This is a genomic window from Nocardioides acrostichi (assembly GCF_015319165.1).
Classification (GTDB): Bacteria; Actinomycetota; Actinomycetes; order Propionibacteriales; family Nocardioidaceae; genus Nocardioides; species Nocardioides acrostichi.
Genome location: NZ_JADIVZ010000001.1, coordinates 853,356 through 865,952 on the forward strand (window position 1 = coordinate 853,356; position 12,597 = coordinate 865,952).

12 protein-coding genes are annotated in these 12,597 nt (G+C 71.0%); 7 read left to right on the forward strand and 5 right to left on the reverse strand.

What is annotated here, in order from left to right:
• Nucleotides 1–25 precede the first annotated feature (25 nt).
• On the forward strand, nucleotides 26–748 hold the full coding sequence (locus ISG29_RS04005) for a hypothetical protein (RefSeq protein ID WP_194502012.1): 723 nt from the start codon (nucleotides 26–28) through the stop codon (nucleotides 746–748).
• 99 nt (nucleotides 749–847) lie between these two features.
• Here ISG29_RS04005 and ISG29_RS04010 read toward each other — a convergent pair whose 3' ends face one another.
• A complete protein-coding gene (locus ISG29_RS04010) occupies nucleotides 848–1,750 on the reverse strand; it encodes an alpha/beta fold hydrolase (protein ID WP_194502013.1) in 903 nt (300 codons plus the stop codon).
• 136 nt (nucleotides 1,751–1,886) lie between these two features.
• On the opposite strand from ISG29_RS04010, the gene ISG29_RS04015 reads away from it, so the two are divergent.
• Genes ISG29_RS04015 through ISG29_RS04025 form a run of 3 tightly spaced genes read left to right on the forward strand, consistent with a single transcriptional unit; the run spans nucleotide 1,887 to nucleotide 5,826 of the window.
• On the forward strand, nucleotides 1,887–4,328 hold the full coding sequence (locus tag ISG29_RS04015; protein ID WP_194502014.1) for an enoyl-CoA hydratase-related protein: 2,442 nt from the start codon (nucleotides 1,887–1,889) through the stop codon (nucleotides 4,326–4,328).
• A 28-nt stretch (nucleotides 4,329–4,356) separates the two neighbouring features.
• Nucleotides 4,357–5,265, forward strand: a complete 909-nt coding sequence (locus tag ISG29_RS04020; protein WP_194502015.1) for a cation diffusion facilitator family transporter — start codon at nucleotides 4,357–4,359, stop codon at nucleotides 5,263–5,265.
• A gap of 36 nt (nucleotides 5,266–5,301) precedes the next feature.
• Complete coding sequence (locus ISG29_RS04025) at nucleotides 5,302–5,826, forward strand: glycine cleavage system protein R (protein ID WP_194502016.1); 525 nt, start codon at nucleotides 5,302–5,304, stop codon at nucleotides 5,824–5,826.
• A 147-nt stretch (nucleotides 5,827–5,973) separates the two neighbouring features.
• Here the strand turns inward: ISG29_RS04025 and ISG29_RS04030 are convergent, their stop codons facing one another.
• Together ISG29_RS04030 and ISG29_RS04035 are read right to left on the reverse strand one after the other, a co-directional pair.
• Entirely contained in the window at nucleotides 5,974–6,390 is a 417-nt protein-coding gene (locus ISG29_RS04030) for a CBS domain-containing protein (protein WP_194502017.1), read from the reverse strand.
• Complete coding sequence (locus ISG29_RS04035) at nucleotides 6,387–6,998, reverse strand: TetR/AcrR family transcriptional regulator (RefSeq protein WP_194502018.1); 612 nt, start codon at nucleotides 6,996–6,998, stop codon at nucleotides 6,387–6,389. The genes ISG29_RS04030 and ISG29_RS04035 overlap by 4 nt, the downstream gene beginning before the upstream one ends.
• Nucleotides 6,999–7,113: 115 nt before the next feature.
• Between ISG29_RS04035 and ISG29_RS04040 the strand changes: the two genes are divergently transcribed.
• From ISG29_RS04040 to ISG29_RS04050, 3 genes are read left to right on the forward strand one after another with little or no spacing between them, the layout of a single operon-like run.
• Nucleotides 7,114–8,238 (forward strand): Rieske 2Fe-2S domain-containing protein, encoded by a 1,125-nt coding sequence (locus tag ISG29_RS04040; RefSeq protein ID WP_328827883.1) that lies wholly within the window; start codon nucleotides 7,114–7,116, stop codon nucleotides 8,236–8,238.
• Nucleotides 8,235–9,326, forward strand: coding sequence for an NAD(P)H-dependent amine dehydrogenase family protein (locus tag ISG29_RS04045; RefSeq protein WP_194502019.1), 1,092 nt, complete (start codon nucleotides 8,235–8,237; stop codon nucleotides 9,324–9,326). The genes ISG29_RS04040 and ISG29_RS04045 overlap by 4 nt, the downstream gene beginning before the upstream one ends.
• A 60-nt stretch (nucleotides 9,327–9,386) precedes the next feature.
• Nucleotides 9,387–9,710 (forward strand): DMT family transporter, encoded by a 324-nt coding sequence (locus tag ISG29_RS04050; protein WP_194502020.1) that lies wholly within the window; start codon nucleotides 9,387–9,389, stop codon nucleotides 9,708–9,710.
• A gap of 178 nt (nucleotides 9,711–9,888) precedes the next feature.
• On the opposite strand, the gene katG is transcribed toward ISG29_RS04050, so the two are convergent.
• Nucleotides 9,889–12,081 carry a catalase/peroxidase HPI gene (gene katG, locus ISG29_RS04055; protein ID WP_194502021.1) on the reverse strand — a complete coding sequence of 731 codons (2,193 nt, stop codon included), beginning with the start codon at nucleotides 12,079–12,081 and terminating at the stop codon, nucleotides 9,889–9,891.
• Between the two features lie 45 nt (nucleotides 12,082–12,126).
• Nucleotides 12,127–12,588: a Fur family transcriptional regulator gene (locus ISG29_RS04060; RefSeq protein ID WP_194502022.1), complete on the reverse strand. Its 462-nt coding sequence runs from the start codon at nucleotides 12,586–12,588 to the stop codon at nucleotides 12,127–12,129.
• Nucleotides 12,589–12,597: the final 9 nt, after the last annotated feature.

The window sequence follows — 12,597 nt, forward strand, 5'->3', positions numbered from 1 at the left end:
CAGGCTCGCGCACTACCGTTGCCCCGTGCCTGCCTGGATCGAGCCCACTCTGCTCGCCCTCGCTGTAGTGGCTCTGCTCGGTCTCGTGGCCGCGGTCGTGCTCGGCACCGTGCCCCTGCGCGGACGGCGCCACGCGCGCGCCGCGATCGCGTGCGGCGTGGTGGGGCTCGTCGTGCTCGCGGGGCTCGAGACCGTGCCGCGGGTCGCGGCGGGCCACGGGGTGGGCGACCCATGCCTGGGTGGCGCGATCGACGTGTCGTTCGCGGGCCGGTCGGTGACCCAGCAGCTGCTCACCGGGGGGCTCGAGTTCGACGTGCACGTGACGCCGCAGCAGCTCCAGACGATGGTCGGGGAGCGACTTGCGGGCTCCCAGGTCTCGGATCCGACCGTGCGCCTCGCGGCCGGGGCCCTCGAGATCGACGCGACGGTCGACTCGCCGCTCGGGTCGCTCCCCGTCGTGGTGCGCGTGGCGCCCGAGAGCAGCGGCGGCGGCACCCGGCTGGCACTCGACTCGGTGTCGGTCGGCGGCCAGGAGATCCCGAAGGCCGCCCTCGGCATGGCCTCGCAGCTCGGTGGTGCCGGCGACCTCCTCAGCGGACTCGACGAGGGACTCGCCGGTGCCGTGGGCACCGACAACGAGCTCGCCAGCTGTCTCGACGACCTCGACCTGACTCGCTACCTCGACTCCGCCGTCCTCGAGCGGGCCCGCATCGACCAGCGGGGTCTCGACCTCCGACTGCGGCTCTGACCATCGACCCTCGAGCGACGATGTGCGACCCCTCGCGGGACGATGTGCGACCCCTCGCGGGACGATGTCCGACCCCTCGCGGGTGACGGGTGGGCAGCCTCAGGCGAGGTGGCGGCGGACCAGGGCGAGGGTCTCCTCCGGGCGCTCCTCGGCCAGGAAGTGCCCGGCGTCCAGCGCCCGGCCTGTGGCTTGCGGGAACACGCGTCGCCACTCCTCGACCGGGTCGACCTGCGCGCCCACGACGCCGCGCGAGCCCCAGAGCACCAGGGTCGGCATCTCCAGGGTGCGTCCCTGGTCGAGGCGGTCGTGCTCGAGGTCGACATCGCCCGCGGCCGCGTAGTCGGCGCACCATGCCTGCGCCACGCCCGGCGAAGCAGCCGCCCGCTCGTACTCGGCGAGCGCGCGGGCGTCGAGCCAGTCCCCGACGCCGAGTGTGCGGAGCCCGGTGCGCAGCCAGGTCACGGGGTCCGGGCACACCACCGCGGGGCCGACGACGGGGTGCGCCAGCAGCGGCCAGTGCCAGTAGCGCCGGGCCAGCCACCCGTCGTCCGCCCCCATGAGCCGCCACACCGCCAGGGTCGGAAGGATGTCGAGCAGCGCGAGACTGCGAACCCGCCCGGGATGGTCGAGCGCCAGTCGGTGCGCCGCGCGGGCGCCGCGGTCGTGGGCGACGACGTGCGCCGCTTCGATGCCGCGCTCGTCGAGCAGGGCGGCGACGTCGGCAGCCATGGCTCGGAAGGAGAGGTTCCCGTCGATAGCCGAGGAGCGGCCGTACCCCCGCAGGTCGGGCACCAGCACTGGGCGCTCGGTCGCCAGCCCCGAGGCGACCTCGTGCCACATGGCACCGGTCTGCGGATAGCCGTGCAGCAGCACGACCGGTGGGCGGACGGGCGAGCCGGCTCGCTGCGGCCCGGGATGCGAGCGCAGGTGGATCCGGGCACCCGGCACGTCGACGTCGTCCTCGGAGAACCCGGCGAACCAGGTCGGGTCGGCAGCGGTCATCTGCCCATGGTGCGCCCCGTTCCCTGAACCCGGTGACCGCGATCGACCCCTCGAGGGACAATTCGCGACCCCTCGAGGGACGATTCGCGACCCCTCGCGGGTGATGGGTGGGGGACTGAACGGCTATACATACGCCATGGCTGTGTCTACCCACCGCACCGCGCACCCCGCTGACGTCTCGGTGACGATCGACGAGCTCGATCCGGCGACCCCTGTGCTGGTGGGCGTGGGGGAGGCGTCCGAGCGCATCGACGACCCCGGCTACGCGGCGCGTTCGGAGTGCGACCTCGCGGCGATGGCGCTGCGCGAGGCCGTCGCCGACATCTGTGTGGACGACGCCGCGGTGCTCGCCGCGCTCGACCTCGCGGCCATGACCCGCTCGTTCGACCAGATGAGCGTCGGGTCGCCGTTCGGACAACCCACCAACTTCCCGTGGGCGGTGTTGCGCCGAGTGGGGGCAGAGCCGGCGCTGGCCATCTACGAGCGCCTCGGCGGCGAGACCCCGCAGAGCCTGGTCAACGAGTTGGCGGCGCGCATCGCGGCGGGCGAGTCCGAGGTGGCGGCGGTGTTCGGTGCCGACATCACCTCGACGACCCGACACATCACCCGGGGCAAGCCGCGGGAGAAGTGGCCCGACTTCTCCGAGCAGGTGGACGCCGGCCCCACCGACGACCACGGCCGCGGCACGCACCGCGTCAACTCCCGGCACGGCGTGCTGCACGGCATGACCAGCGCCCCGGCTCAGTTCGCGGTCATGGAGAACGCGCGCCGGCATCGGCTGGGGCTCGACCGCGCCACCTACCGGCGTCAGATGGCCGAGCTGTTCGCCCCGCTGAGCGAGGTGGCGGCGTCCAACCCGCACAGCGCTTCGCCCGAGGTGCGCAGTGTCGAGGAGGTCGGCACCGTCACCGACGACAACCGACTCCTCTTCGATCCCTACCTGCGACTGATGGTCGCGCGCGACCAGGTCAACCAGGGCGCGGCAGTGGTGCTGATGTCGGTCGGTAGGGCGCAGAGCCTGGGCGTGGATCCCTCGCGCTGGGTCTTCTTGCACGGGCATGCGTCGCTGGCCGAGAAGCACGTGCTCGCGCGCCCGGACCTCTCCCGCAACCCCGCCGCGGGCGCCGCCTTCGAGCACGCCATGGACCTCGCCGGACCGGGCCTGGCGGGTGTCGGTGACCTGGTGGTCAAGGACATCTACAGCTGTTTCCCGGTGGCCGTCACCTCGGTCACCGAGCCCACCGGCATCGACACCAGCGACCCACGCACGCTCACCGTCACCGGTGGCCTGCCCTACTTCGGCGGCGCCGGCAGCAACTACTCCCTGCACGGCATCGCCGGCGTGGTACGGCACCTGCGCGCCGACGGCGCCGGCGGCTTCGGGGTGGTCAGCTCCAACGGCGGCATGATGAGCAAGTGCGCCGTCGGCGTCTACTCCACGACTCCGGCGCCGTGGGTCAACGACGACTCGAAGGTGATCCAAGCCGCCCTCGACGCCGCGCCGGACACGCCGTCCACCGAGGTGGGCGAGGGCCCCGCCACGGTCGAAGCATGGGCGGTGCAGTACCTGCGTGGTGGCGGGCGCAGTGCCATCGTGGTCGCCCGCGACCTGCAGGGACGCCGGTTCCTCGCGTTGGGGGTCGACGGTGACGAGGCCCTGCTCGACCGCCTCGACGGCACCGACGGCACCGACGATCCGGTGGGCACCCGCATCCATGCCCGTCGGGTCGGTACGACCAATCGGGTGGCGCTGACCCGACGGACCCTCGACGCCGCCCACCCGGTGCGCCGCCCGCGCTGGGATCGCGACTTCGAGCGCCTCGTGGTCAGCCGCGACGACCACGTGCTGCACATCGCGCTCGACCGGCCCGACGACGGCAACGCCCTCGACCAGACGATGAACACCGAGCTCGAGGAGGTCGTGGCCGCCTACCTGGCCGACCCCGAGCTCTGGGTTGCGGTGCTCGAGGGTCGGGGCAGCGACTTCTGCGTCGGGCACGAGCCCGCCGAGATCGGCTGGGGCAACACCCTGGTGCGTGGCGACAACGGCGTCGGTGGCATCACCCGCCGCACGGACCTGGAGAAGCCGCTGGTCGCGGCGGTGCACGGCCGAGTGCTCGACGAGGGCCTGGAGCTGATGATGGCCTGCCACCTCGTGGTCGCGGCCGACGACGTGCGGCTCGCGCTCACCCAGGCCCGTCGCGGCCTGATCGCCGAGGAGGGCGGCCTGGTGCGGCTGCCCCGTCAGGTGGGCTCGCGACTGGCCTTCGAGATGGTGCTCACCGGACGCCGCCTCGACGCCGGCCAGGCGCTCGCCGCCGGACTGCTGACTCGGTGCGTGCCGGCGTCCGAACTCGGATCCGCCGTCGACGGGCTCGTCGGCGAGCTGTTGTCGATGTCGCCGACGAGCCTGCGCGCCTCGCTGCGGCTGGCTCGTGCGGGTGCGGCCGAGGGCGACCCCGTGGCCGCCCTGAGGGTCGAGAGCGACGCTGCCGACCACATCACCTTCTCCCAGGATCTGCTCATCGGCCTCGACGCCGCGCGATCCGGCGGAGACCCGGAGTGGGGTGGCGTCTGACCCCGGCGGCACCGCTATACATGGGGGCATGTCGCACGGTCACGGGCACGGCCCCCCAGCCGACCAGCGTGGTCGGCTGGGGCTCGTGCTCGCACTCTCGCTCGTGGTGCTCGTCGTCGAGCTCGTGGGTGCGGTGGTCACCGGCTCTCTCGCCCTGCTCGCCGACGCCGGTCACATGCTCTCGGACGTCGCGGGGCTGGGCATGGCGTTCACCGCCGCGACGCTGGTGCGGCGCCCCGCGACCGACCGCCGCACCTGGGGGTTCCGGCGCGCGGAGATCCTGGCCGCGGCCGCTCAGGCGGCTCTGCTGCTGGTGGTCGGGCTGTGGGTGTTGGTGCAGGGCGTCGAGCGGCTCCTCGACCCGCCGAGCGTCGGCTCGGGCGGCATGCTGCTCTTCGGCGTCGTGGGCCTCGTCGCGAACCTGGTCGCGATCGGCGTCCTGCTGAGAGGTCGCGGAGCCTCGCTCAACACCCGGGCCGCGTTCCTCGAGGTCGTGAACGACGCCTTGGGTTCGATCGCGGTGGTGATCGCCGCGCTCGTGATCGCCCGCTGGGGCTGGGACCGCGCCGACGCCGTGGCCTCGCTGCTCATCGCCGGACTGATCCTGCCGCGCACGCTGCTCCTTCTGCGCGAGAGCGTCGAGGTCCTGATGGAGTCCACGCCGGCCGGCCTCGACCTGGCCGACGTGCGCGCCCGGGTGCTGGCGCTCGACCACGTGGTGGAGGTGCACGATCTGCACGCCAGCCAGGTCGCCACCGGGCTGCCCACGCTCACCGCCCACGTCGTGCTCGACGAGCGCTGCTTCCACAGTGGGCACTCCGCCGAGCTGCTCGACCAGGTGCAGGCCTGCCTCGTCGACGACTTCGACATCGCCCACTCCACCATCCAGTTCGAGGCGCCGCACCACGTTGAGCACGAGCAGCGCGGGCATCCCTGACAGCGGATTCCGAGCTCCGGCGATACCCTGGCGGCCATGGCCTCCCTGGTGCTCACCGTCGTCGGACCCGACCGTGCCGGACTCGTCTCCGAGGTCTCCCGCGTGGTCGAGGCCGCCGGCGGCAGCTGGCAGCGCAGCGCCCTGGCCCGACTGGCCGGCACCTTCGCCGGAGTCGTGCTCGTCGATGTCCCCGACCGCCAGCGCGGGGCTCTCGAGGCGACCCTCGCCGAGCTCGGCGCCCAGGGGCTCACGGTCACGGTCGCGGACGACGAGGGGTCGCCCTCGGATGCCCACGGCACGACCTGGCGGTTGCACCTACTCGGCCAGGACCGCCCCGGCATCGTCGCCGAGATCTCCGGTGCCCTCGCCGTGCACGGCGTCGGCATCGACGAGATCGCCACCCAGGTGCGCGAGGCTCCCATGGCCGGTGGCCTGCTCTTCGAGGTCGAAGCGGTGCTCAGCGTGCCGGCCGACCTCGACGAGTCCGTGGTGCGTTCCGACCTCGAGCGGGTCGCCGACGAGCTGCTGGTCGATCTCGAACTCGACGTCTCCACCGACTAGCACCGTCGTGGCATGTCGACTGAAAACTAGTGACGGGTCACGTGAAAACTAGCGACGGGTCACGTGAAAACTAGCGACGGGTCACGTGAAAACTGGCGACGGGTCACGTGAAAACTGGCGACGGGTCACGTGAAAACTGGCGACGGGTCAGCGGGAGGCCGCGCGTTCGTCGCGTCGTGATCTGATGCCGGCATCCGAGCAGTAGCCGTGGCCCGACCGCTTGCGGCACACCAGGCCGAGCAGGCGGCCGGTGTCGTCGACGACGGCCAGCCGGCGACTGGCACCGCCGACGAAGGCGGCGGCCAGGTCGGGTTCGGGCAGGTCGGCCCGGACGGTGCGACCCGCGAGGTCGGCGGCCTCGCTCGCGGGCGCGGCGTCGTCGAGCCCGTGGAGGTCGTCGCGCTGGACGGCGGCCACGAGGTGGCCGGCATCGTCGACGAGCAACGCGAGATGCACGTGCTCGCCGGCGAGGAAGGTCCGGACGTCGCCGACGGTCGCGTCGGCGGGGTGTGTGGTGGGGGAGCGGACGGCCACGTCGAGGGCCGTCGTGCCGTGCGTGGTCACGCGCGGCCCCCGGGTGTCTCGAGGAGTGCGCGGAGGTGGCGGAGCAGGTCGTCGACGAGGACGTCGGGAGAGCGGTCGCGTCCGCTCGCCACCCAGTCGGCGAGCCACACCTGGAGCGCCGAGACCACCATGCCGCCCGCGATGCGCGGACGAATGTCGGTGAGCTGACCGGCGGCGGCGACGGACTCCAGACCCGACACGATCATGTCGATGCCGGCGTCCCACACCGTGCCCTGCACCCCCTCGCCCGTGCTGGGAGCGAGCCAGCCTCCACCCGCGCCCAGGCTGAGGTCGAGGTAGGCGTCGTGCCGCATGAGGAACCGGCAGACCGCCCCGACGCCGCCGAGCATCCGGTCGAGCGATGACCCCAGGTCGGGTAGGTGGGAGATCTCGGCGAGGAGGCTCTCCATCCGCTCGCTGTGCAGAGCGTCCCAGATGCCGCTCTTGCCGTCGAAGGACTTGTAGACCGTCGCGAGCGACACGTCGGCGGTGGCCGCGATCGCGGTGACCTTGGTGGCGGCGAAGCCGAGCCGGCCGAACTCGGTCTCGGCGGCGGCGAGGATGCGCTCGCGGTAGAGGTCGCGCCGGGCCTCGGCGGTCGCCGTCATCGTGCCTCCTCGGGGACGTCGATCGGGGTCGGCGAGTCTCTTGACGCCGTGCGCAGAATCGTGGTTCTGTGCTGCAGAACGGTCATTCTATCGCGTGCGAAGGAGCGTCGTCGTCGTGAAACCGACCCTACCGATGAACCCCACCGGCTGGTTCCAGGTGGCGTGGTCCGACCAGGTCGACGTGGGCCAGGTCGTGCGAATGCGCTACTTCGACCGCGACCTGGTCGCCTGGCGCGCCGAGTCCGGCAAGGTCACCGTGATGGACGCCTACTGCGAGCACCTCGGTGCGCATCTCGGATACGGCGGCAAGGTCGTCGGCGAGAACATCCAGTGCCCCTTCCACGGCTGGCAGTGGAACGACCGCGGCCGCAACGTCTGCATCCCCTACGAGGACCGCCCCAACCTCGGCCGCCGCATCGACACGCTGCCCACCGAGGAGGTCAACGAGGCGATCTTCGTGTGGCACGACGTCGACCGCGGCCAACCGACCTTCGACGTCCCCGACATGTGGGCCGACTTCGAGGAGCACCCGCTCGGCGGCGGTACCACGCGCGAGGCCTACTACCCGCTGAACGAGACGTCGAAGCTGCACCACGCGGCTCTGGAGATGCACCCGCAGTACGTGCTCGAGAACGGCGTCGACTTCGCCCACTTCAAGTACGTGCACGAGACCCCCATCGTCCCGGAGTTCACTCGCCAGGACTTCGACGGCGCCGTCTCCTACGTCGACTTCACCATCACCTTCGACGCCCGTGACGAGGGCGGCACCATCGAGGACATCAACTCCGGCGTCCACGCCATCAACGGCGGCCTGGGGGTGGCCATCACTCGCAGTTGGGGCATGATCGACAACCGCACCATGACGGCCATCACGCCGGTCGACGACTCCACCAGCGCGGTCTTCTTCACCGTGTGGATCGGGCGCAAGCCCGGTGACAACCGCGACCGGTCCGACGGCGCCGACCGCCACGCCCAGGGTGTGATCGAGCAGTTCCAGAACGATGTCGACATCTGGAGCCACCAGAAGTACGCCAGTCCGGCGGCCCTGGCACGAGGCGAGTACGAGGGTTTCACCGCTCTGCGCGCGTGGGCCGAGCAGTTCTATCCCGGCGACACCCCGGCGACACCCCGGCGACACCCCGGTGACATCTCAGTGACGCCGCCCGACACCTCCCTCGCCGACCGGCCTTCCGGCTCTCGCGCGGCACCCCGTCCAGGATCACCAAGGAGCCCCGCATGACCAGCACCAACGACCAACCGATCCGCGTCTTCCAGGTCGCCACCGGCAACGTCGGCTCGGAGATGATCAAGCGTCTGGGCTCCCAGCCCGATCTCGAGCTCGTGGGCGTGCACTGCTACTCACCCGAGAAGGTCGGCACGGACGTCGGCGAGCTCGCCGGGGTCGGGCCGGTCGGCATCACCGCCACCGGCACGGTGGAGGAGATCCTCGCCGCTCGGCCCGACGTGCTGACCTTCCACGGCGTGTTCCCCGACGAGGATCTCTACGTGCAGGTGCTCGAGGCCGGTATCGACATCGTCACCACCGCCGATTGGATCACCGGCTTCCATCGCGACACCAATCACCCGCACCACTCCGGCCGCAAGGTCAGCGAGGTCATCGAGTCGGCGTGTCAGCGAGGCGGCTCCACCTTCTACGGCACCGGCATGAACCCAGGCCACAACCAGATCATCGGCGTGGCCGTGAGTGCCAACGTGGCCGACATCGAGAACGTCACCACCATCGAGTCGGTCGACGTCTCGTGTCACCACTCAGCCGACACCTGGCGCGAGGTCGGCTACGGCCTGCCGGTCGACGATCCGGCCCTGCCCGACATGCTGCGCAAGTACACCGAGGTCTTCGCCGACTCGGTCTACCTCAAGGCCGACTGCTTCGGCCTGGAGCTCGACGAGGTCAGGTTCTCCTACGAGCTCGGCGCCTGCACCAAGGACGTCGACCTCGGCTGGTACCAGCTGCCGAAGGGTTCGCTCGGCGGGAACTACATCAAGTACCAGGGCATGATCGACGGCGTGCCGCGCGTCGAGACGCACCTGGAGTGGCAGATGACGCCGGACACCGACCCGAGCTGGGACATCAAGGGCTGCTACATCACCCAGATCAAGGGCGACCCGCAGATCTACAACAAGCACATGATCTTTCCGGCGCCCGGCGTGGACCTCTCCGACCCCTCGGACTTCGCCTCGATCGGCATGACGGTGACCGGCATGCCGGCGTTGAACTCGATCAAGGCCGTGCACGCTGCCCGCCCGGGGATCATCACCAGTGCCGACCTGCCGCTGCGCGGCTTCGCGGGGCGCTTCAAGCTCTGAACCGGAACCGGAACCGGGGCACGGAGACGCGTCGACGACGACGCCTGGCAGGGTGGGCTCATGGTCTACCTCCTGCTGGGCGTCGCGATCGTCCTCGAGGTGATCGGCACCTCGCTGCTCCGGGCGACCGACGGGTTCACGCGGCTGCTGCCCTCGCTCGGGGTCGTGATCGGCTACGGCGGTGCCGCCCTCCTGCTCAGCCACGTGGTCAAGCACCTGCCGGTGGGCGTGACCTATGCCATCTGGAGCGCGGTCGGCACCGCGCTCGTGGTCACGATCGGGGTCACCGTGCTGGGCGACCGCTTCACTCCGGCCGTCGGCCTCGGCCTGGTCATGGTCGTCGCCGGCGTCGTCGTCCTCAATCTGTCGGGCTCGACGCACTGACGCAGGGGGTCATGGGTCGTCAGGTGTCGAGCAGTCGGTCCGAGGCCTGGCGTTCGAGGGGTGGCCTGGGCCCGACCGAGATCGTTGCGACCAGCCCAACAGACGGCGAGAGGCCGCCCGCCCGGACGGATCCGGTCGAGCGGCCTCGCGTGTCACGCCGCGACTCCCACGCGGGAGATCAGGCGTGCAGGTCGAACCGGTCGAGCTCGGTGACCTTCGCCCAGGCTGCCACGAAGTCGGTCACGAACTTCTCGGCGGCGTCGTCGGAGGCGTAGACCTCCGCGACGGCTCGCAACTCGCCGTTCGAGCCGAACACCAGGTCGGCGCGCGTGCCGGTCCAGGACTCGCCGTTCGGGCCGACACCGTTGAAGGTGTCCTGACCGTCGCCCGGCGTCCACGTGGTCTCGAGGTCGAGCAGGTTGACGAAGAAGTCGTTCGTCAGCACGCCCACCCGGTCGGTGAGCACGCCGTTCGTCGAGTCGCCGGTGTTGGCGCCGAGCACCCGCAGACCCCCCAGCAGCACCGTCATCTCCGGCGCGTTCAGGCCCAGCAGGTTGGCCCGGTTGAGCAGGTGGTACTCCGCGGGCAGCTTGCTGTTCTCGGCCTCGGTGTTGCGGAAGCCGTCGGTGACCGGCTCGAGGTAGGAGAACGACTCCACGTCGGTCTGCTCCTGCGTCGCGTCGCCGCGACCGCCGTGGAACGGCACGGTGACGTCGTGGCCGGCCGCCTTGGCCGCTTGCTCGACACCGTGGTTGCCGGCCAGCACGACGCAGTCGGCGAAGCTGACGCCGGAGTCGACCGCGATCTGCTCGAGCGCGACGATGACGGGCTCGATCGCCGCAGGGTCGTTGACCGACCAGGTGCGCTGCGGCTCCAGCCGCAGACGGCCACCGTTGGCACCGCCCCGCTTGTCGGAACTACGGAAGGAGGACGCCGCGGCCCAGCCCGTCTTGACCAGCTGCGACACGGAGAAGCCGGCGTCGGCGATGGCGGCCCTGGCCGCCGCGACGGCGTCGTCGGACGGCGCCTGCGCAGCGGGGATGGGATCCTGCCAGAGGAGCTCTTCGGCCGGAACCTCGGCGCCGATGAGGCGGGCCTTGGGGCCCATGTCGCGGTGGGTGAGCTTGTACCAGGCGCGGGCGAAGGCGTCGGCGAACTCGGCCGGATTCTCCAAGAAGCGCTTCGAGATCTTGCCGTACTCCTCGTCGAAGCGCAGCGAGAGGTCGGTGGTGAGCATCGTCGGCTTGCGCTTCTTGTCCGCCTGGGCGAACGGGATGATCTCCTCGGCGTCCTTGGCCACCCACTGCTTGGCGCCCGCGGGGCTCTCGGTCAGCTCCCACTCGTAGCCGAAGAGGATCTCGAAGAACCGGTTGCTCCACTGCGTCGGGGTGTCGGTCCAGGTGACCTCGGGGCCACCGCCGATGGTGTCGTCGCCGTGCCCGGTGCCCAGCGAGCTCTTCCAGCCGAAGCCCTGCTGCTCCATCGGGGCGGCCTCCGGCTCGGGGCCTACGTGGGCGTCGGGGTCGCCGGCGCCGTGGGTCTTGCCGAACGTGTGGCCGCCGGCGATGAGGGCGACGGTCTCCTCGTCGTTCATCGCCATCCGCTTGAAGGTCTCTCGGATGTCGACGGCCGCGGCGATCGGGTCGGGGTTGCCGTTGGGGCCCTCGGGGTTGACGTAGATCAGGCCCATCTGCACCGCCGCGAGGGGGTTCTCGAGGTCGCGCTCACCGGAGTAGCGCTCATCGCCGAGCCACTCGGTCTCGGGGCCCCAGTAGATGTCGTCGTCGGGCTCCCAGGCGTCGACGCGACCACCGGCGAAGCCGAAGGTCTCGAAACCCATCGACTCCAGCGCCACGTTGCCGGCGAGGATCATCAGGTCGGCCCACGACAGCGCCTTGCCGTACTTCTTCTTCACCGGCCACAGCAGCCGGCGCGCCTTGTCGAGGTTGACGTTGTCGGGCCACGAGGCCAGGGGAGCGAAGCGCTGCTGCCCCGTGCCGCCACCGCCGCGACCGTCCTGCACGCGGTAGGTGCCGGCGCTGTGCCACGCCATGCGGATCATGAACGGGCCGTAGTGCCCGAAGTCGGCGGGCCACCATTCCTTGGAGTCGGTGAGCACGTGCTCGATGTCGCTCTTGACGCCCGCGAGGTCGAGGCTCGCGAAGGCGGCGGCGTAGTCGAAGTCGTCACCCAGGGGATTGGACACCGCAGGGTTCTTGGCGAGGATCTTGAGGTTGAGCCGCTCGGGCCACCACTCGCGGTTGCGGTCGCTGGCCGCCGGTGCGGCCTCGCCGTGCAGGACGGGGCACTTGCCCTCGCGCGAGGAGTCGTCGAGCTTGGCCTCGACGGTGGTGTGCTGGGTCTCGGACACGTGGAGCCTTTCCGTTGGACGGGTGCTGCTGGACTGACGATCGGTTCAGACGGTGGGTGCCGGTGTCGACGGGCCGGCGTCGACTCGGCAGGTGGGGCATCGGCCCCAGTACACGACCTCGGCCTCGTCGATCGTGAAGCCATGGTCGTCGGACGCCGTGAGGCACGGCGTGTAGGCCACCGCGCAGTCGACGTCGGCGATGGCGCCGCAACCACGGCACACCACGTGGTGGTGGTTGTCGCCGATGCGGGTCTCGTACCTCGCCACCGAGCCCTGGGGCTGGATGCGACGGACCAGGCCGGCCTCGGTCAGCACCCGCAGGCAGTCGTAGACGGCTTGATGGGAGACCTCGGGCAGCGTGGCGCGGGCGGATCGGATGACGGTCTCGGTGTCGAGGTGCGGGTGGCCGTGCACCGCGGCGAGCACCGCGGTGCGCGGCTTGGTCACGCGAAGGCCCGCGGCACGCAGGTGGGCCTCGAGTTCGGCGGTGGTCGGTGCGAGTGACATCGGCACGAC